The sequence below is a fragment of the Bacillus cereus group sp. BceL062 genome (assembly GCF_051780025.1).
In the GTDB taxonomy this organism is placed as follows: Bacteria; Bacillota; Bacilli; order Bacillales; family Bacillaceae_G; genus Bacillus_A; species Bacillus_A toyonensis.
The window spans coordinates 46,020-65,365 of the sequence record NZ_JBPWGY010000001.1 but is presented as its reverse complement, the minus strand read 5'-3'; the positions used below and the strand labels follow the sequence as shown (position 1 = coordinate 65,365).

The following is a 19,346-nucleotide window of genomic DNA, read 5'->3' as shown; positions in this document are numbered from 1 at the left end:
TCTAACCTATTATTTTCTTTTATCGTACCGTAAATTCATTCAAGATTACCGTCTTCATGTAAAACTTGTATAGGTTTGCATAAGAGACCCTTGTTTACACCCATCGGGCTTTTACGGGATAAATTACTTAAGTTCCACTTTTACTTCCTCTTTAGACATAACATCAGGTCTATAAATTAATTGAAGATTTGAATCACCTTTTTTCGCTTCAAATGTTATCGCTCCTGTTAACTTACCATTTGGATCTACATCTTTAATTTTAAAAATATTTTTATTACTAGTTGAAAATGTATGGTCGACAATACTTCCATCGCCTCTTTCAAGGTAAAAATCTAATGGATTAATTCTAACTTTTTGATTACCAATATTCTCTACTGTGACATGAACAATAACAAACTCATTACCTTTTTCCAACTTATCATACTCTGCCACTTGTGCTATTTGTACCTTATGGACTGTTAATTTTTGATCTCTAATTTGAGTTGTTTTTTCAACACTATATTCCCTTGTATCTTCATTCTTCGTATTTTCTTTTTTTGCACTACCTTGTTCTTCCTTAGTATTATTTGATACGGTTTTAGCTGCTTCTTTCTTCTCATCACATGCCGATAAACTGAAAGCTAATGCTCCTGCTAAAGTGACTGTCCCGATTTTTTTAAACATATATTCCCTTCCCCCAATGTGAAAATGATACAGATTCCCAAAAACTATATACTATAATAACAGATGAATGAACAGTATATTGTCGTTGTTTGTCGAATGTAGTAAAGCGATGTATAAGTATGAAGTATTACTTCATCTCTCGTCTGTTCGGCATATGATAAAATCTCAAAAATAAGATATCTACCTTACTTACGAACTCTTTCTTATCATAACTATGAGTATCATAAAATTTAAAATCAGAAAAAATTCAAATAAAATGATAAAATTAAACAAAACACTCGTATTAAGGTGGGCTGAACATGCATATTTCTAAACAATTTATAAAAACGTTTCCTGCATATGAAGAAGTATTTTATGATAATTTGGAACTGCATAAAAAACACTTTTTACCCATTTGCTCTATAAACTTGCAATGTATTGAACCTGAATCGAACGAGTGGTTACATATTGTGTCAGCAAAAGAAATCCATGATGGGTGCGTTGGTGATTTCACCAAACCATTTCACACAAATTTTACAAAAGCAGATACGTTAGGCTTCGATGTCATTGATGGGAAGTATAAATTCGAAGCAGATTGGAATTATTTCGAAATCGAACAAAGGAATTCTGATGTGATAGAACAAGCCTATGAGAGTAATGAAAGAAATTATCAAATCCGTAAAGAATATTTTCAACGTAACCAAAAAATTTATCCTTATTCTAGCTTTGGAAAAGAATTTACATCTGTAGAAATATTAGAACAAGAGTTTGCTAAAAAACAAACAAATGGCTGGGGATTAAATTATCCCGAGATAAATGGTATCCTAAATGATATACGTTTTATGACAGAAGAAGGTAAAGAATTATTAGAAGACTGCGTTAACGAAGACGAAATTTTTGACTATACTAATCTTCTATATGTGCCAAAAGATGAATATGGTCATCCATTTACGTATGTTGGATTTGTTACAGGATATTATTTTCAAGCTTATGGTGCAGATCGTATATACTTATTCTTCAATAAAGAATTACGAAAAGCAGCAATTTGTTTTGAGTATACATAAGATAACCAAGAAAAATCCATTTTGAACCTTTTTACTTGAATCAAAATGGATTTTTTATAAATAATTAATCTATATTTCAATTCCACATCTACTGTGAAATGTGTAGAACTTCATATATTGTAATATCCTTCATTGCTTCAATTTCAGGCTTTTCTTCATAAAAATCAAAATGACTATATCCCCACTTATCTGGGTTATAGACTATTACATTCCCTATACAATTTTCTGTATTCTGGACATTCTGATTCGAAATATTAAATTGAGCCCCAATCAATGAATCCATTTGAGAAATACTCCCTACATATTCAACAACATATCTACTTTTTCTAAAGTCATTACTTACATTAACAACGAATGGAACACCTATATTTATTTGTTGCCACCCGAACGATTGTAAAATATTATCGTAATACCCTTCAAAGATAAATTTGTTCATCCCTTCATGACCATTCCAAATATATAAAGGTGCATAGCAATTATAGAAATTCCCGTCCTTACCTGCCTCAGTAATTAAATAGGCCTTAAAATTCAACTCTTGAAAACCATCTGTTTTATGACCATTCTTTTTTACCCTTTCTCTAATAATCCTTATATCATAATCCTTTGGCAAAATAACCTTATATTGCATTCCAATCATGTTTATCACTCACTTTCAATCTTATATACATAATGATAAACCGATGGCTAACTAACGTAAAATAGGTATAAATTATGTTTGGTATCATTTATAATGATACCGTATAAGGGGCTGAAATGAATGGAAATAAATGATCTTATCATATTTAAAACTGTAGCGAATGAAGGCTCTATTAGTAAAGCTGCTAAAGAGCTAGGTTATGTGCAACCGAATGTAACGGAGCGAATAAAAAAATTAGAACAAGAGTTAGAAACACCATTACTACATAGAGATAACAAAGGTGTTTCATTGTTACCTTCTGGTGACATTTTATTAGACTACACGAATAGAATATTAACTCTGTTAGAAGAAGCGAAAAATGAAATTAAAACGAGTGGTTCTTCTTATGTAATTGCGACATCACAATCTATTTTGACAAATTATTTAAGTATGCGCATTAAAGAAAATTTTAGGAGTTACCAACTATACATTGAAAGTAGTAGCCACTTACAAACACTATTACAGCAACAAAAAGTTGATATGGTCATAACTTATGAGGATTATCCTGACGCAGCGTTTAAAAAAGTATTCACCACTTCAATTTCTGTAGGTTTATTAAAAGCGAAAGAAAAGTGTACCATTGACTATTCAAAAGAACTTTTCTTCGTTAGTAATGACAAGAAGTGCCCTTTTAGAAATAAGACAATACAATTTTTAAAAGAAAACAATCTATCTCAGCGCCAACTTCAACAGTTAGATTCTTATTCGCTTATGGAAGAATTTATCGTTGAGGGAAATGGGATAGCTTTTTTACCGATTAAAAATGATAAGTTAGTAACAATTGAAAATGTTCCAATAGAGAAATTAGCTGTTCATTTTTTTACGAATCGAAACTTTATTAAGCATACCCCTGATGAACTATTTGAGTAATAGAATGACTTTGTTTACAAACTTTTTTCAAAATAAAAACCCCTCTTGAACGTATATAAAAGAGGGATTTTTTTATATACAATTGATTTTTCACACGTTCTGCTCCACACCTGCGCTTTTCTCCTTCTTACTCCTTTTAACACTCTTCAACTGCTTAACCGTTCCAACTAATCCTTTCGGAAAAACTAGTAACACGATTATATACAATAACCCTAGAATAATCGTCCATCTTTCAAAAATCGGATATTCCGTCGCTAGTTCTGATAAATAATATTTTAGTGATTCAATAATCCCAGATCCAGCAATAGCTCCAATTAACGTTCCGATCCCTCCAATCATCGTCATCAATAATGCATTTAATGTCATTTCAATTGAAAATACAGTCGTATTGACAAAGCGTAATGTAATAACAAATAAACCACCGCTAATTGCAGCTACTATTCCTGCCACTACACTTGCGATTATTTTATAATGGAGGACTTTATATCCAAGTGCTTCAACACGTTGTTCATTTTGTGAAATTGCCTTTAATACTTTCCCAATAGAAGACTTTGTAAAAAGACGTAATAGAATAAAAATGAAGAGTAAACATATAAGTGATACATAATAAAAAGTAAAACGATCACGGAATATTTCTGGTACCCCAAATGTAAAACCATCTCCTCCGTGAGTAAGCCCACGCCATTTTTCAGCAAGTACGAAAAATAACTGTGAAATAGCAAGTGTTAACATTGCATAAAAATGACTTTTCAACCGTAAAGAAAGCAAACCAATTATATAACTAACGATTGCTGAAACAATAATTGCAGCTACTATCCCTATTAAAAAATTCGTTATTGATACGCCTTGCCGATCAAATAAAAGCGCTACCCCATATGCTCCTATTCCAAAGAACATACAGTGGCCGAACGATACAATTCCTGTATAACCAAGCAATATATCAAAACTCATTGCAAAAATAGCAAAGATGAAGATTTGAGTGAACAAAATTAACAAGCTCCGTGAATCATTTACGAACGGAAATACACTTAAACAAATGAGCATACATACTCCGAAGTATACTTTAATTCGATTCGATGTGTTGTTCACCATTTCACCCCTTTTCACCAACAAGTCCAGTTGGCTTCACTATTAAGAAAAACAGTAACATTAACATATTGATTGCAAGTGATAAATCTGGCATGAAATATGCTGTAAAAGCTCCGGCTAATCCGACAATTAAAGAAGCGATAGCTGAACCTTGGACGCTACCTAACCCTCCAATTATTACTACAATGAAAGCTAAAATTGCATATTGCATACCCATTTCGGCGAAAACAACGCCTGAATATGGTGCAAATAAGAATCCACCTAACGCTGCCATTCCTGCTCCTAATAGAAAGACGAACGAAAATATAGCTTTCACGTTAATGCCGAGTGCTTGAACCATCTCCTTATCCATTACACCAGCGCGGATCATAAGACCTATCTTTGTTTTTTTGAGTAGTAATAGTAGAGCAATGTAAATTAGTATCCCAACTAAAATAACGAACAACCGGTATTTTATTAATATAACCCCTCCAAATGTATAGCTACCTTGTAACCATATCGGTAACTTTGCACTAATTGGATTCGGTCCCCAAAATATTTTTATACACTCACTAAGAACGAGCATTCCTCCGAGTGTAACGAGTAGCTGGCGAACATGGTTTCCATACACTGGCCTAATAAGAAATCGTTCTAAAATAAAACCAAGCAACATTCCCATAGCAACCGCTCCAACTAACGCTAACACATAACTACCTGTCATATTAAATAACCAAACACCTGTAAAAGCTCCCCATGCAAATAAACCACCATGTGCAAAGTTTAAAACGCTCATTAGGCCGAAAATAAGTGAAAGACCTGATGCTAATAAAAAAATAAGCATCCCGGTTGAAACGCCGTTTACAAATAAGTTAATTAACACATCCACGTTCTATCCCCCCGTATCAATGTTAAGAAATACCTAAATATTTATGACATGTTTCTTTATCCTCTCGCAGTTCATTCATAAAACCTTTATGCACAATACGCCCATTATCCATAATGTAAAAATAATCACCGATTTGACTAGCCATCATAAAATTTTGTTCAACAAGTAAAACAGTCGTTTTCTCCTTCATTTTCAAAATTGCTACCATTAATTTTTCTATCATAATTGGTGATAGCCCCTTACTTGGCTCGTCAATAAGCAATAGTCCATCACTATTAATAAACGCTCTTGAAATAGCCAACATTTGTTTTTGTCCCCCGCTTAAAAGCCCACTTTTCTTATTCCAAAACTGCTTTAAATCAGGAAATAGCTCGAGCATCCAATCTATTTTCTCTTGAACTTCTTCTCCTTTTCCACTCGCAAGTGCGAACGTCTCTTCTACTGTTAAATCATGAAAAATCCCTTGATTTTCTGGTACATAGCCTATTCCTTTTCTTGAAATTAAATGTGTAGATAATCCATTGACCTGCGTACTATCATAATAAATCTCACCATTTGCTATCCGATGAAATCCCATAACCGATCGCAACGTTGTTGTTTTTCCCGCCCCGTTTCTTCCAAACAGTACAGTAATCGTCCCTTTCTCAACAGTGAGTGATACCCCTTGTAAAATATGAAACTGATCTAAATACGTCTCTATATTATTCACTTGTAATAGAGCCACTATATAATCCCCCTAAATAAGCACTTTGTACACGCTCATCTTTCATCATTTCTTCTGGTAACCCTTCCGCTAATAACTCGCCATGAAATAAAACGATAAGATGGTCCGACAAACCTAGTACCATATCCATTTTGTGTTCGATGAGTACGATTGTGCTCTCTGGATGTTTTTTAATATTTTCAATCACTTGTAAAATAGCCGGAACTTCCTCAACTGAAATACCCGCAGTTGGCTCATCAAGCAGTAATACATCTGTCTTTAATGCTAATAACATAGCAAGCTCTAACTTTCTTTTTTCCCCGTGAGCTAAATCTTTTGCTAATACCCCCTCTTTCTCATGAAGTAGCACTGTTTTTAAAAGACGTCTCGCCTCTCCAGTTTGCTGCTTTAACTTAGCTACATTCGGGAAAAAACTGTAATAATCTTGCACGAATGATTGAACACTTAAACGTACATTTTCAAGTACCGTTAACTCTGGGAATATATTTGTAAGCTGAAAAGAGCGCCCGATTCCTAATCTTGTTCGGTCTGAAATCGATAATTTTGTAATCTCTTTTCCTTTAAAATACACTTCACCTTTCGTCGGAGAAATTTGTCCACTTAGTAAGTTAAATAAAGTTGTCTTGCCGGCACCATTCGGTCCAATAATTGAAATGAGCTTTCCCTTTTGTACCGTTAAATTAACATCTTTAATAACATGATGGTCACCAAAAGATACACAAAGATTTTTCGTCTCTAACAAATGTGTCACGAAATCCCTCCCTTTAAAGCTTTCAGTATGAAAGAAATACGTATAAAGAGGGTATCCCCTCTTTATACAAAAACAACAGAAAATTCAGTCTATTTATTTTGAACTGGTGGTTCTGTCTCTTTCATCGTTAATTCTCGCTCTAACACTGGTACCGGATAATCAACACCATCTTGCTTTTTCAACGTGATAGAATATAGCGTCTGCATCGCTTGGTGGTCTTTCTCTCTAAATTTCATCTTTCCTTTCGGTGTATCAAATTCCATTCCTTCCATTTTCTTAATCAATGTATTTACATCTGTATCACCATTTGTTTTCTTTAATGCTTCCACAATGGAAATTGCCGCTGACATTCCTCCTGCTGTAAATAAATCTGGTACTGCACCATTAAATCTTTTTTTATGTTCTTCAACTAACCAGTCATTCACCTTATTTTTTGGAAGTGCATGATAATAAACAGAAAAACCTTGCATTCCTACTAACGCATCCATCGTTTTTAATGCTGGTATATCCGGTGCACCAGTAGAGACTTTAATACCTTGCGCTTCCACATTCATATCTTTCAACTGTTTCCAAGGTGAATTTGCCCCTGCCCAAACGATAAATAAGTAATCTGGTTTTGAGCTAATGATATTTTGAATATTTGCCGTAAAATCTGTTGAATTCGTGTCAGCGTATTGCTCGTTTACTATGTTTGCCCCTAATTTTTTCGCACCCGCTTTAAATGCCGCAATCCCTTCACGACCAAAAGCGTTATCTGGAGCAAACGTCGCAATCTTTACATCTTTTTTCGCAATTGCTGCTGCTCCTGCAATCGCATCTTGTGAGGAACTTCTTCCAGTTCTAAAAATATATTTATTCCAGTTCTTCCCGGTAATACTATCAGCAACTGCCGGTTCTACAACCATAATTTTTTCATATTCTTCAGCAAGTGGTAAAACCGCTAACGTATCACTTGAACTAGACGATCCGACTAAGAAATCAACTTTCTCTTCTTCTAATAATTTCGTAGCTTTCTTTACCGCTACATCCGCTTTCGTTTCCGTATCTTCTACTACAAACTTAATTTTTTTCCCTTCCACTTTTCCTGTTCCACCAGTTGCATAGTCTAACCCTAATTCAAATCCGTTCACTGTTTGCTTTCCATACGATTCTAATGGACCTGTTAATGATGCAAGAACCCCTACCTTAATCGTTTTTTCATCCTCTGTACTTGTTTTCTTTCCTGAACAAGCTGCCGTTATTAATAACGAACCTAAAACACAACCAGTAAACATCGTTTTTAGCCACTTACGTTTTTTCATCGACATTGTGATCCTCCCCATACTTTACTTTCTGATAGAATCAAACACGCCAAATTCCCCTGCCCGTAATCATGACTTTTAAACTATAAGATAGATAATGGAAAACTCTTGTAGTATCCTCTACATTCGGCACAAATCTATAATCACCTTCCTATTAAATGGAAACGGACATACAATCAATATATATTCCGTTATCCAATTGAAAATACTGTTTCATTACAGTATTCATCACGAAAAAAGCTGCAATAATTAACTTAAGTTAATTATTGCAGCCTACATAAAAAGCACTTAATTATTTTCTACCTTTTCTAACCCTTCAACCAATTGTTTCTTATCTAGCCCTTCCCCGATTACTACCAAGTTTGTCGGGAAACCAAAATCTTGCTCTAGTAAAGTTGGTACGCCAAACGAATATTGGAATAGATGAGGGTATTTATCTCCATGGAATTTCACAAAACCTTTCACTCGATAAATACTATCTGGTAAATTCGAAAGCCATTCATATAATTTGTCTTGATCAATCGATTTCGTAAATTGATACGTCATCGTTTGTATATGTAAATGCTGTTTAACATGAAGTGTCTCGTGTTCCCCAGCATTCACAAATTCAGCTTCTTCTATATCATCTAAAGATATATTACAATATTTTGTTTCAAACAATTTCGCATGATTATTTATTGCTTTCACTTCTTCAAGTACTTTGTTCTTATCTTCTTCTGTTAGTAAATCTGATTTATTAATAAGAAGGTGACTACTAAATTTCATTTGCTCATGCAGTAACTGTTGCACATTTGCACTTAATATACTTCGATTTAACCATCTTACTGCATCTAAAACGACTACAATTGATTTCACTTCTAAGAAAGGTGCTAAAATTGGTGATACACATGCATCTAACACTTCAATTGGATGTGCGACGCCTGTTGTTTCTATGTAAATTACATCTGGTCTTTCTTGCTGATATAATGAATGCAATTGTATTTCAAGTTCTTCCTTTAACGTACAACAAATACATCCTTTTAGTAATTCTCTTAACACATTCTCTTTACCAATAATATCTGTATCTACTGAGTATTCACCAATTTCATTCATTAAAACAGCAACTTTTCTATTCTTCTTCTTCTCCGCTACTAATAAATTTTGTAATAATGTTGATTTTCCACTACCTAAAAAACCACCTAATATATGAATTTCCACTTTATTCATTTGATCAACCATCCATTTCTTTATTTCAAACGCATTCAAAGCGTAATAATTACGATTTATATTTATCATTTTATTAAAAGAATAACAATTTGTAAATATATCTACTATCTTCACTTTTCATTTACTTCATGAGCAACTCTAATTCCAGACTCAATCGCTCCCTGCATCCACCCATGTGTCAACGTTGTATGTTCTCCTGCAAAGTGTACGTTTCCAGCCGGCGACGCAATATAAGGAAATAATTCTAGCTCTTGGCCTGGTTCAAAAGCTGTAAATGCTCCGCAAGAATACGTATTCTTACTCCAGCCAAAAGATTCCCCTGTTATAAACTCACTATAGACTACATTCCCATATATTTGCGCTAAATTTTTCAATGCGTAACGAATACGATCTCTATGCGGGAGACTATCCCATGTTAAAGCCTCATCCGCCCACGTATAACTTGCTATAACGATAGCTGCCCCTGGTGACTGAATGCCATAGCTCGGATAATATGTAAAACGTATCGGTAAATCCGTAATAGATTTCCCACCATACTGCCCGACTCTTTCCCAAAATCTACTTTTGAACTCTATCGCAATTTTAGTTGCAGCAATATAATTTAATTCACGAATTGCTCGTCTTTTAAAATAAGAGAATAAATGAAATGGCTGAACTTCTACAAATCGTAACGCCGAAAACGGAATTGTGATAATAGTAATATCACTTGTTATTGTAAATGGATCTAACGTTTGTTCATGTTTTACTTGCAGCATCACTTTATTATCTTCTTGTATTATTTTTTCTACTTTATAGGACATAAAAATATTATCCTTTAGCTGTGGCAAAAATGCATTTGGTAATGCATCCATCCCGCCCGTTATCTCGTAATATTTCGCCGTTGAAGTAAAAAAAATCATTTCCCGTAATACTTCAATTAAAGACATTCCCATATATGCTTCCATATCAAGAAGTACACCAATCATATCTATTGCTCCATCCGAATAATACTCCATTAAAAATGAACCAAGCGAATACGTTTTATACTTTTTTTCAACGATAAACCAGTTTTTATTAGGATCCTTCTTAATATAATTTAGTATTGGTTCTAATACCTCAAGCATTAGCTCTTCTGCTGTTTTTCCTCTTTCTTTATCCAAAACCGGATATTCAAGTATACTTGGATCATTTTCAAACACATTCAATCTCGTTTGAATATGATTCGTATAAATGATATCTGCAAAAGTTTTATTTATAAAAAGGTTTAACGGTAGTTTAAATTTACGAATATACGCTAAAGTTAACTCATGCGTATCAGGAATTCTCATCGGTCCTGCATTAAAGTATAAACCCGCACTAAACGATTCACGAATCGTATACACCCTGCCACCTATTCTGTTATTTGCTTCTATAATCGTTACTTCATGTCCAGCCTCTTTTAATAAAGAACCTGCAACTAATCCAGAAATCCCTGCACCGGCAACTGTAATTTGTTTGGGGTTATTCGTTTTGGCAAGCCCTTCATGAACAATTTGAAGCATTTGTTCCATCGATAATGGATTCCCCATACCATTTCCCCTTTTAAAAAGGATTTTACTGAATTATATTCAGTTAACTGAATTACTATGTTTTGTTCGCAAATTTGAACGGATACATTTTCAAATACTTGAATATCTTTTATAAAATGTAATAAACTAGATATGAATCTATAGAAGTAGGACGTATTATCTTACATAATAAAATCAATGAAATTGCGAGGAATTGTGAAATGAAAAAAGGTATTAACCGTGTTGTATTAGTAGGAACAGGAGCAGTTGGATGTAGCTATGCTTACTGCATGATTAACCAAGCTGTAGCTGAAGAATTTGTTTTAGTTGATGTAAATGAAGCAAAAGCTGAAGGAGAAGCAATGGATTTAAGTCACGCTGTTCCATTTGCACCAGCTCCAACTAGAGTATGGAAAGGCAGCTACGAAGATTGTAAAGATGCTGATCTTGTAGTCATTACAGCTGGATTACCACAAAAGCCAGGTGAAACACGTTTAGATTTAGTTGAGAAAAACGCTAAAATCTTTAAACAAATCGTTCGCAGTATTATGGATAGCGGATTTGATGGCATCTTCTTAATCGCAACAAACCCTGTAGATATTTTAACGTACGTTACTTGGAAAGAATCTGGTTTACCAAAAGAACGAGTAATCGGTTCTGGTACAACGCTTGACTCTGCTCGTTTCCGCTATATGTTAGGTGAGTACTTCGACATTGGTCCACACAACATTCATGCTTATATTATCGGAGAACATGGCGATACAGAACTTCCAGTATGGAGTCACGTATCAGTTGGTATTCAAAAACTACAAACGCTTCTTGATAAAGACAACACATACACACAAGAAGATTTAGACAAAATTTTCATAAATGTTCGTGATGCAGCCTACCATATTATTGAGCGCAAAGGTGCAACTTATTATGGTATTGGTATGTCACTTCTACGTGTTACAAAAGCTATTTTAAACGACGAAAATAGCGTATTAACAGTTTCAGCATACTTAGAAGGTCAATACGGTCAAAAAGATGTTTATATCGGCGTACCTGCTGTTTTAAATCGCGGCGGTGTTCGTGAAATTTTAGAAGTAGAATTAAGTGAAGACGAAGAATTAAAATTCGATCACTCTGTTCAAGTGTTGAAAGAAACAATGGCTCCCGTTCTTTAATCGTATATTTCATTCAAAAAAGCAATCCAATTCATATTGGATTGCTTTTTTATATTTTTATTGTTCACCCTCAATCTAAAGCGTAATATTATCCATAATAGAAAGGAGTGATTTTATGGATGAGTCTTGGACAATTGTCATCCTCTTACTAGCTGTAGCGTCATTAATACTTTTTCTCTTTTTAATCATCAGAACGCTATTTCCAACTAAAAAATATGATAAGAATCTCGGGTTGATCCTTATTATTTTAAGCTTATTAGCAATACCGATAAGTATGTTCCTTATAGGAGGATGGGCAGGTCTGGGGATTGGCATAATCGCGGTGCTTATTTTTACTGCTGTTATTATAGCTTTAATTGCAAATAAATTTATAAAACTACCTCCTCCAAAAAAAAATAAGAAATAACCGATGTTTTCCAAAAAGACAACATCGGTTATTTCTATCACTTATTGCTTTTAATCAATTTATCATTATTTACGTCAAGTACATCTAATAAAAAGATAAAGATCGGTATCCCGATAATAAGCCCCCATATTCCGAGGAAATGCTCTGAAAAGATGAGAATCATAAATGTATAAAAGACTGGCAAATTCGTTTTTGCAGACATAAATTTTGGATTTAAAAAATAACTTTCAAGAGCGTGAATCACCGTAATGAACACTAGTATGTACAAAACGTACATAACCCCACCTACGTTATAGGCAATGATACAAAGTGGAAACAGTGAAATGATTACGCCGGCAACAGGAATCAACCCTAATAAGAAAATCATAACAGCTAATACGAGAAGCTGTGGAAATCCTAAAACGATTAATGCAATGACAGTCAGGATACAATTTACAACTGCAATTAAAAATTGTGCTTCAATTACTTTACCGAACGACCTTGCAAACCTTTCACCAAAATATGCAATCTCCTCATAAAAAATCTTTAGCTTACTCTCTTTAAACTTAGAAGTAAATGTAATAATACGCTCTTTTTCTAATAAGAAAAATAAGCTTAATATTAGAGACAATAATATTTGTAAACTCACCTTTCCTATATTCGCTATCGATTGATAGATGACGTCTACACCTTGTTCTATATATTTTGATACTTCCATTCCATTAATTGTCGAAAGTGCATATTTAATGATCTCATTATCCGGTGGATTTTGAAAAAACAGTTTAAATTGATAAATCAATTGTGAAATTTGTATCGTTAGCACAGGCAAATATTTATACAATGTCGTGCCGATAAAGGAAACTAATATTATATACAAACATGCGATAACAATTTTTCGATTCACTTTCAATTTCTTTGAAATAAAACGTTGAAACCGATCCATTAAAAATGTCAGTATAAACGTAATTAATATTAAATTGATCATACTTTTTAATCCATATAATACAAACGCTAATATTATTAAAACGATAAACCGTTGAAACCCTCTACTTCGAAAAAAATTTTTCACTTCATTCATTAAGATTTAACCTCCCCCTTCTATGGATGGAAATTTGATATATTACAAAACGAACGTATTCATTGTAATACTATTACATTTTATGAACTTCTATAGACAATCTTTCTTACTAATTTGGAAGAATCCTTTTTTTCTTTTTTAATGTCTGATTTTTTATCTAATCCTTTCCTAAAAACTATTTTTAAATTCTATATTTTAGGAGAACGTCTATTTTTAGACTGTTGTTCATACGCATATCCAATATTGAAAAGTTCTTTTTCACCAAACTGCCTCCCGACAAATACAACACCTACTGGCTCTCCATTTTTATCATAACCTGCTGGTACCGCTAATTCAGGATAACCAGCTACAGCTGATAAAAGAACTTCATCGTTATTAATCATGACTAAAGCGTCCAATCCTTTTTCTACTAAATATCTATCTAGCTCTTTCCTTGCATTTGCTTGACTCGTTTGAACTACTTTTTCAAATTCATCTTTCGTTATAGCAGATTTTTCAGAGCCCTCAATTAATGTTTGTCCATATTTCATTCTTCTTTTACTATCTTTTTTATTAAACGCTATAATCTCTTCTAACGATTTTACAGGCACATTTTTTTGCTTCGAAAGATAGTCGTTAACATTATGTTTGAACTCATATTCTAATGTTTGCAGATTATCTACACCCTCGCTACTTAACTGAATATCATCAGTCAATATCGCACTGGCATCTTGAATGTCTTTTCTAATCTTTTCTGCTACTGCTTTTCTATTTTCATCTTGTTGATCTACAGAAAAAAGAATCCCTATCTTTTTTCCTTTTAATCCATCTATTGATAAATCATTCGTATAATCTATTCTATCTCTATCTTTCATTTTTTCTGTCATAGCATCTTTTTCATCATAACCTACCATAGTATTAAATAACGTTGCCGCGTCTTTTACCGTTCTTGCCATTGGCCCTGCAATATCAAGTGCTTCAGCTAATGGGATAATGCCAGTTCTGCTAACCATACCTAACGATGGACGTAACCCAACTACAGATTGCTGCGTCGCTGGTGCGACAATAGATCCCGTCGTTTCTGTCCCAATTGCAAGTGGTGCAAAATCTGCCGCAACCACTGTAGCAGACCCCGAACTGGATCCTGATGTATCAAATGTAATTGGACCGTACGGATTTAAATTTTGCCCTTTCTTCCCGCTATATCCACTTGGCATTGTAAAAGATAAATAATTCGCCCATTCAGACATATTTGCTTTACCTAAAACAAATGCCCCCTCTTCTTTCAACTTCTTCACAATCGTCGCATCTTCATCTGCAACCCAATCTTTTAATACAAAAGTGCCTGCGCTTGTCGGCATCACTTTTGCAGTTTGTATATTATCTTTTACGATGACAGGAATGCCGTATAAGTTCGATTTCTTATTTAACGACCTCTCTTTATCTAACTTTCGTGCTTGCTCTATTGCATTTGGATTAATCTCTGTAACAGCATTTAATGATATTCCATTTTGGTCATGTTCTTGTATTCTAAAGAGATAAATACTCGTTAATTCTTCATATGATAATTTTCCATCATCGACCATGTTTTGAAGTTCATCCACAGTTGCATTTACAACTGCTTTTTCTTTTATCTTTACATTACCTATGTTGATTCCTTTAAGCTGGTTATGTATCGGCTTTAACACTCTGTCTTTATCATATACAATACGCTCTGGTTCCTTTGGAAAATAATTTATATACACGAAATATCCACCGGCACATACCAATAGGACAATACCTCCGGCGATAGACAACGTTATCTTTACCCATTTTTTCATGTTGCTTCCTCCACTCTTACAGTTGCTCAGCTATATAAAAAAGAGAGTTACCTTTTACTTAACTCTCTCCAATCAAAATGTTAAATGAAAAAATGAATGATTTCAATCTAATCACTTCTTTTTTTGCATTTGCTTCGCTAACATTTCTTTCACTTGATTATACGTTAATCCTGAATTTTTATTTAAACGTTTTACTTCCTCGACATCAGTACCTACCACTGTATATTTTTTCTCGTCATTCATTTTCCTACTTCCTTTCTCACCTGACTATTTGTTATATTCCTTCCCTAAATGCTTATAAATTAACACTAATACAAAAAAGGAAGCTGTTTCTAAGCACAGCTTCCTTATCGTTACATATTGTATTTCTTAATAAAATTTCACTACATCTTCAGTAGGTAAGAATGTTCTTTCTGCTGGCTGTTCATTTGGTTCACCAAATGGCATTTGACCTACTAAGCTCCACTCTGCTGGAATGTTCCAAGTTTCTTTTACTTCAGCATCTACGATTGGGTTGTAATGTTGCAGTGATGCGCCAATTCCTTCAGCAGATAATAGCATCCACACAGTATGTTGTAACATTGCATTACCTTGATGAGACCAGAATGGGAATTGATCTTTATATAACGGTGCATTTTCTTGCATTTTTTCTACAGTTGCTTGGTCTTCAAAGAATAAAACTGTACCTACACCTGTATGGAAACCTTTTAGTCTTTCTACAGTCGCTTCAAAGTTTTCTGCTGGTACGCGTGATCTAAGCGTTTCTTTTACGATATCCCAAAACTTTTCATGCTCTCCATCCATTAATACAACCATACGGCCACTTTGCATATTAAAAGATGTTGGTGCGTGTAAAGCTGTTTTTAACACTTCTTCAATTCTTTCTTTCGTAATCGCATCGTTTTTTGTTACTTTACGAATTGAACGACGGTTCACGATTGCTTCTTTTAAATTTGTTGTAGTTGCTGACATTTTAATTCCTCCAAATATTTGTTTTATTATTTATTTTGTTATTTCATAACAATCGAATTAGCAATATCCATCGGTATTACATTGCACACCTTCAAATGAATTTGTTTTATCCTTTTCAATTTCTTTATCAATGACCCTTTCTAGTGTTTCTTTACTAGCAAGCCCTTGAATGAATTCATCTCCAATCATGACAGTTGGAACAGCCATAATATTCGCTTCATCATATGCGTGCTGAATTGCTTCTTGATGCTTTTCTTTATATTTACGAGTTACTAAAGCATCTTTAAATTCCGCCTCAGGAAGTCCTACTTCTACCGCTAATTTTGTTAACACATCAATATCTTCAATGTTTTGCTCTTCTTGGAAAAATGCTGTGAATACGCGGTGATGATACTCATTACCTAGTCCACGTTCTTTCGCAAATTGACATCCTTCGAAAGCTAAATGCGTATATGGATGTGGGGAAACACGTGGCAAACGCATATCAATTCCTAACTTCTTCGCTGTCGGAAGAATGAAAGCATCCCATGAACCTAATTTTTCTGGCTCATTCCATGGGTCTATTTTTGAATATGGACTTGGACGTAATTCAAATGGCATCCATTCAATCTCTACATCTTTCTCTTTCACTACCTCATCTAATGGACCTTTTGCTAAAAAACAAAACGGACATATAAAGTCTGAGTATACTTTCATTTTTACAGTCATAATTTTTACACCTTACCTTTATAGTTGTAATCGATATAGTTACATCAATAATAAAAAAATATAGATAATATTTTAAGCATTCATTTTCTCTTGTAAAGATTCAAACAACTGCCCCATCGAAATATTTTTCAAAACTTCTTCCATCGCGGATTGTGCTTGAATTAATATAACTTCTAACACCACTTGAATATTCGCTCCAATTGGACAATCTGGATTTGGTTGCTCGTGAATATGAAATAGCTTGTCTTCTTCGACTACGTTCACTGCATGATACACATCTAACAATGTGATTTCATGTAAATCCTTTAATAATCCCGCACCACCTGGCCCGCGATTTACGTAAACAAATCCAGCTTGTTTCAAGTACGACATAATTTTACGGATTACTACCGGATTTGTATTTACACTTTCAGCCATATAGTCTGAAGTACAAAGTGAAGATGGATTGTTTTTCAAAATAGATAAAATATGAACAGCTATAGAAAAGCGGCTACTAATTTTCATCGTCATCACCACCTCGATGTAATCATTATAGTTACAACTAAAAAATAAGTCAATCCTTTTCACAGATTTTTTATAAGTAAATTAAAAAGTGTCCCATTATGATATATGAGACACCTCTTTTTATTCTGCAAATAGCGCTTGAAATTCTTCAATAAATAGCTGCACAGCGATTGAAGAATCCTTTAATGAAGGAGCAGCTAAAGCAATTTCTCTCCATACTTGTGGTTCCAATTCTCTCGTTTGCACATTTTTTGGTAAATTCGTTAAAGATAATTCAGCCAATATTGCAATGCCTAATCCTTCTTGAATCATATTTAAAGCTGTAGTAACTGTCGAAATTACATACTCAGCCCGAAGTGGTACGTTTGCTTGTTTAAACATATCAATAATGGGTGGTTCGTATCCACCCTTACATAATATGATCGGTTCATTCTCTAAATCACTAATTGTAATAGCGTCCTTCTTACAGAGAGGATGATCCTCTCTTAAGATAACAACCATTTTCCCCTTCGCTAATGGAACAATCTCCATATCTTTATTAGGCAAAATTACAATTCCTATATCAATAACCCTCGATACTAACCAATCTTCAACTTCTTTAATCGTTCCTTCACAAAGAACGACTTCTAAGTTCGGATACTTCTCCTTAAAAAGATTTATCATTTTGGGCAAGAAATGTGCAGAAGCGCTCGGAAAACTCCCAATTCGAATCGTCCCAATTTCGTGCCCTTTCTCCATCGCTACTTCTTGCTCAATTTTCTCAATTCCATTCAATATTTCTCTAATATGAACAAGAATTCTCTCTCCTACGTCAGTAACAATTAAGCCTTCTCTCTTATCACGTATAAGAATCTTAATATCTAATTCTGACTCAATACTTGAAATGGCATGACTGACAGCGGGCTGTGTCATATTAAGTGCTTTTGCTGCTTTCGTAAAACTACCTAATTCAACCGTTTTTATCAAAACTTGTAGTTGTGTAATGGTCATAACTAATCACTTATACCCCTTATAAAAAAGATTCATTTTATTTATCACAGTCGATATCATATCATAGTGAAATGAAATACAACAAGGAGGTCTTACCGTGACACAGCTTTCTCGAACAAAAACGGCCATAATCCTTACCTTTCTCGTTATTATGTGGGGAATTAATTGGCCTTTATCTAAATTTGCCTTGCATTATACACCACCTGTTTTATTTGCAGGCGTTAGAACTTTAATTGGGGGATTCATTTTACTTATTTTCGCATTACCGAAATACAAAGAGCTACATTTAAAAGAAACTTGGCATTTATACGTTATTTCTTCTTTACTTAACATCATTATCTTTTACGGACTACAAACTGTCGGTCTTCAATACATGCCCGCTGGATTATTTTCCGCAATTGTATTTCTACAGCCTGTTTTACTCGGCATTTTCTCGTGGATATGGCTTGAAGAATCAATGTATGGCTTAAAAATTTTCGGTTTAATTCTAGGATTTATTGGCGTGGGGGTTATTAGCTCTAGTAGCTTAACCGGCCATATTTCTATCATTGGAATCCTTCTCGCATTAGGTTGTGCGATTGGATGGGCACTGGGTACAGTATTTATTAAAAAAACCGGGCACCGCGTTAATGCTATTTGGATGGTAACACTTCAGCTTATTATTGGAGGTCTTTGCTTAGTCGGATTTGGATCAGAGTTTGAAAGCTGGTCTAGTATCGCTTGGAGTATGCCATTTGTTAGTGTGCTACTCTTTATTTCGTTCTTTGTTATTGCAATGGGATGGCTCGCTTACTTCACACTTGTTGGAGCTGGTGAAGCAAGTAAAGTCGGAGCTTATACGTTCCTTATCCCTCTTATCGCTATTATTGTAAGTTCAATTTTCTTACATGAGGCCATTACAATGAGCTTGTTTATCGGTCTATTATTTATTGTCGTGAGTATTTGCTTTGTAAATATAAAGCCAAAAACACTTGCTGTAGGGCAGCAAGTTGAAGTGAAATAAATAAACGTGAGAAAGAGCCTACTATTT

21 protein-coding genes are annotated in these 19,346 nt (G+C 34.1%); 5 read left to right on the top strand and 16 right to left on the bottom strand.

What is annotated here, in order from left to right; translation table 11 throughout:
• Positions 1 to 123: 123 nt before the first annotated feature.
• Positions 124 to 663, bottom strand: a complete 540-nt coding sequence (locus tag ACS2MN_RS00300; RefSeq protein ID WP_087950183.1) for a DUF4352 domain-containing protein — start codon at positions 661 to 663, stop codon at positions 124 to 126.
• Positions 664 to 962: 299 nt separating this feature from the next.
• Here ACS2MN_RS00300 and ACS2MN_RS00295 point away from each other — a divergent pair, with 299 nt between their 5' ends.
• Positions 963 to 1,706, top strand: a complete 744-nt coding sequence (locus ACS2MN_RS00295; RefSeq protein WP_000548218.1) for a hypothetical protein — start codon at positions 963 to 965, stop codon at positions 1,704 to 1,706.
• 88 nt (positions 1,707 to 1,794) lie between these two features.
• On the opposite strand, the gene ACS2MN_RS00290 is transcribed toward ACS2MN_RS00295, so the two are convergent.
• Positions 1,795 to 2,343 (bottom strand): DUF4865 family protein, encoded by a 549-nt coding sequence (locus ACS2MN_RS00290; protein ID WP_000579878.1) that lies wholly within the window; start codon positions 2,341 to 2,343, stop codon positions 1,795 to 1,797.
• A gap of 120 nt (positions 2,344 to 2,463) precedes the next feature.
• On the opposite strand from ACS2MN_RS00290, the gene ACS2MN_RS00285 reads away from it, so the two are divergent.
• A complete protein-coding gene (locus ACS2MN_RS00285; protein ID WP_000404975.1) occupies positions 2,464 to 3,252 on the top strand; it encodes a LysR family transcriptional regulator in 789 nt (262 codons plus the stop codon).
• Positions 3,253 to 3,342: 90 nt separating this feature from the next.
• On the opposite strand, the gene ACS2MN_RS00280 is transcribed toward ACS2MN_RS00285, so the two are convergent.
• From ACS2MN_RS00280 to ACS2MN_RS00250, 7 genes are all read right to left on the bottom strand, one after another.
• Entirely contained in the window at positions 3,343 to 4,296 is a 954-nt protein-coding gene (locus ACS2MN_RS00280; protein ID WP_015000378.1) for a branched-chain amino acid ABC transporter permease, read from the bottom strand.
• 49 nt (positions 4,297 to 4,345) lie between these two features.
• Positions 4,346 to 5,206: a branched-chain amino acid ABC transporter permease gene (locus ACS2MN_RS00275; RefSeq protein ID WP_000382809.1), complete on the bottom strand. Its 861-nt coding sequence runs from the start codon at positions 5,204 to 5,206 to the stop codon at positions 4,346 to 4,348.
• 22 nt (positions 5,207 to 5,228) lie between these two features.
• Entirely contained in the window at positions 5,229 to 5,930 is a 702-nt protein-coding gene (locus ACS2MN_RS00270; protein WP_001196713.1) for a branched-chain amino acid ABC transporter ATP-binding protein, read from the bottom strand.
• On the bottom strand, positions 5,908 to 6,681 hold the full coding sequence (locus ACS2MN_RS00265; RefSeq protein ID WP_000149304.1) for an ABC transporter ATP-binding protein: 774 nt from the start codon (positions 6,679 to 6,681) through the stop codon (positions 5,908 to 5,910). Before ACS2MN_RS00265 ends, ACS2MN_RS00270 begins: the two co-directional genes overlap by 23 nt.
• An 89-nt stretch (positions 6,682 to 6,770) precedes the next feature.
• Positions 6,771 to 7,988: a substrate-binding domain-containing protein gene (locus ACS2MN_RS00260; protein WP_000062008.1), complete on the bottom strand. Its 1,218-nt coding sequence runs from the start codon at positions 7,986 to 7,988 to the stop codon at positions 6,771 to 6,773.
• Between the two features lie 282 nt (positions 7,989 to 8,270).
• Positions 8,271 to 9,188, bottom strand: coding sequence for a CobW family GTP-binding protein (locus tag ACS2MN_RS00255; protein ID WP_087950344.1), 918 nt, complete (start codon positions 9,186 to 9,188; stop codon positions 8,271 to 8,273).
• A 110-nt stretch (positions 9,189 to 9,298) separates the two neighbouring features.
• A complete protein-coding gene (locus ACS2MN_RS00250) occupies positions 9,299 to 10,735 on the bottom strand; it encodes a flavin monoamine oxidase family protein (RefSeq protein WP_438894647.1) in 1,437 nt (478 codons plus the stop codon).
• Between the two features lie 200 nt (positions 10,736 to 10,935).
• On the opposite strand from ACS2MN_RS00250, the gene ACS2MN_RS00245 reads away from it, so the two are divergent.
• Both ACS2MN_RS00245 and ACS2MN_RS00240 read left to right on the top strand, forming a co-directional pair.
• Positions 10,936 to 11,880, top strand: a complete 945-nt coding sequence (locus ACS2MN_RS00245) for an L-lactate dehydrogenase (RefSeq protein ID WP_000715319.1) — start codon at positions 10,936 to 10,938, stop codon at positions 11,878 to 11,880.
• A 115-nt stretch (positions 11,881 to 11,995) separates the two neighbouring features.
• Positions 11,996 to 12,286 (top strand): YesK family protein, encoded by a 291-nt coding sequence (locus ACS2MN_RS00240; RefSeq protein ID WP_000344585.1) that lies wholly within the window; start codon positions 11,996 to 11,998, stop codon positions 12,284 to 12,286.
• Positions 12,287 to 12,323: 37 nt separating this feature from the next.
• Here ACS2MN_RS00240 and ACS2MN_RS00235 read toward each other — a convergent pair whose 3' ends face one another.
• The 7 genes from ACS2MN_RS00235 to ACS2MN_RS00205 all read right to left on the bottom strand — a co-directional run bounded on the left by ACS2MN_RS00235 (position 12,324) and on the right by ACS2MN_RS00205 (position 18,316).
• A complete protein-coding gene (locus ACS2MN_RS00235) occupies positions 12,324 to 13,343 on the bottom strand; it encodes an AI-2E family transporter (RefSeq protein WP_001006567.1) in 1,020 nt (339 codons plus the stop codon).
• Positions 13,344 to 13,531: 188 nt separating this feature from the next.
• The gene (locus ACS2MN_RS00230) at positions 13,532 to 15,142 is read right to left on the bottom strand and encodes an amidase family protein (protein WP_346994308.1); all 1,611 of its coding nucleotides are present in this window, start codon (positions 15,140 to 15,142) and stop codon (positions 13,532 to 13,534) included.
• A gap of 111 nt (positions 15,143 to 15,253) precedes the next feature.
• Positions 15,254 to 15,385, bottom strand: coding sequence for a hypothetical protein (locus ACS2MN_RS00225; RefSeq protein WP_000997344.1), 132 nt, complete (start codon positions 15,383 to 15,385; stop codon positions 15,254 to 15,256).
• Between the two features lie 126 nt (positions 15,386 to 15,511).
• Entirely contained in the window at positions 15,512 to 16,114 is a 603-nt protein-coding gene (locus ACS2MN_RS00220; protein ID WP_001277035.1) for a nitroreductase family protein, read from the bottom strand.
• A 57-nt stretch (positions 16,115 to 16,171) separates the two neighbouring features.
• A complete protein-coding gene (locus ACS2MN_RS00215; RefSeq protein ID WP_346994309.1) occupies positions 16,172 to 16,822 on the bottom strand; it encodes a DsbA family oxidoreductase in 651 nt (216 codons plus the stop codon).
• Positions 16,823 to 16,894: 72 nt separating this feature from the next.
• On the bottom strand, positions 16,895 to 17,326 hold the full coding sequence (locus tag ACS2MN_RS00210) for an Rrf2 family transcriptional regulator (RefSeq protein ID WP_087970027.1): 432 nt from the start codon (positions 17,324 to 17,326) through the stop codon (positions 16,895 to 16,897).
• A 120-nt stretch (positions 17,327 to 17,446) separates the two neighbouring features.
• A complete protein-coding gene (locus tag ACS2MN_RS00205; protein WP_000156752.1) occupies positions 17,447 to 18,316 on the bottom strand; it encodes a LysR family transcriptional regulator in 870 nt (289 codons plus the stop codon).
• Positions 18,317 to 18,413: 97 nt separating this feature from the next.
• On the opposite strand from ACS2MN_RS00205, the gene ACS2MN_RS00200 reads away from it, so the two are divergent.
• Complete coding sequence (locus tag ACS2MN_RS00200) at positions 18,414 to 19,319, top strand: DMT family transporter (RefSeq protein ID WP_000192822.1); 906 nt, start codon at positions 18,414 to 18,416, stop codon at positions 19,317 to 19,319.
• The last annotated feature ends 27 nt before the right edge of the window (positions 19,320 to 19,346 follow it).

Coding starts and splice junctions, on each gene's coding strand:
- ACS2MN_RS00220 (WP_001277035.1), bottom strand. CDS start 16,114: ATGTCAGCAACTACAACAAATTTAAAAGAAGCAATCGTGAACCGTCGT.
- ACS2MN_RS00210 (WP_087970027.1), bottom strand. CDS start 17,326: ATGAAAATTAGTAGCCGCTTTTCTATAGCTGTTCATATTTTATCTATT.
- ACS2MN_RS00215 (WP_346994309.1), bottom strand. CDS start 16,822: ATGACTGTAAAAATGAAAGTATACTCAGACTTTATATGTCCGTTTTGT.
- ACS2MN_RS00205 (WP_000156752.1), bottom strand. CDS start 18,316: ATGACCATTACACAACTACAAGTTTTGATAAAAACGGTTGAATTAGGT.
- ACS2MN_RS00300 (WP_087950183.1), bottom strand. CDS start 663: ATGTTTAAAAAAATCGGGACAGTCACTTTAGCAGGAGCATTAGCTTTC.
- ACS2MN_RS00285 (WP_000404975.1), top strand. CDS start 2,464: ATGGAAATAAATGATCTTATCATATTTAAAACTGTAGCGAATGAAGGC.
- ACS2MN_RS00260 (WP_000062008.1), bottom strand. CDS start 7,988: ATGTCGATGAAAAAACGTAAGTGGCTAAAAACGATGTTTACTGGTTGT.
- ACS2MN_RS00250 (WP_438894647.1), bottom strand. CDS start 10,735: ATGGGGAATCCATTATCGATGGAACAAATGCTTCAAATTGTTCATGAA.
- ACS2MN_RS00240 (WP_000344585.1), top strand. CDS start 11,996: ATGGATGAGTCTTGGACAATTGTCATCCTCTTACTAGCTGTAGCGTCA.
- ACS2MN_RS00280 (WP_015000378.1), bottom strand. CDS start 4,296: ATGCTCATTTGTTTAAGTGTATTTCCGTTCGTAAATGATTCACGGAGC.
- ACS2MN_RS00230 (WP_346994308.1), bottom strand. CDS start 15,142: ATGAAAAAATGGGTAAAGATAACGTTGTCTATCGCCGGAGGTATTGTC.
- ACS2MN_RS00290 (WP_000579878.1), bottom strand. CDS start 2,343: ATGATTGGAATGCAATATAAGGTTATTTTGCCAAAGGATTATGATATA.
- ACS2MN_RS00245 (WP_000715319.1), top strand. CDS start 10,936: ATGAAAAAAGGTATTAACCGTGTTGTATTAGTAGGAACAGGAGCAGTT.
- ACS2MN_RS00235 (WP_001006567.1), bottom strand. CDS start 13,343: ATGAATGAAGTGAAAAATTTTTTTCGAAGTAGAGGGTTTCAACGGTTT.
- ACS2MN_RS00295 (WP_000548218.1), top strand. CDS start 963: ATGCATATTTCTAAACAATTTATAAAAACGTTTCCTGCATATGAAGAA.
- ACS2MN_RS00255 (WP_087950344.1), bottom strand. CDS start 9,188: ATGAATAAAGTGGAAATTCATATATTAGGTGGTTTTTTAGGTAGTGGA.
- ACS2MN_RS00225 (WP_000997344.1), bottom strand. CDS start 15,385: ATGAATGACGAGAAAAAATATACAGTGGTAGGTACTGATGTCGAGGAA.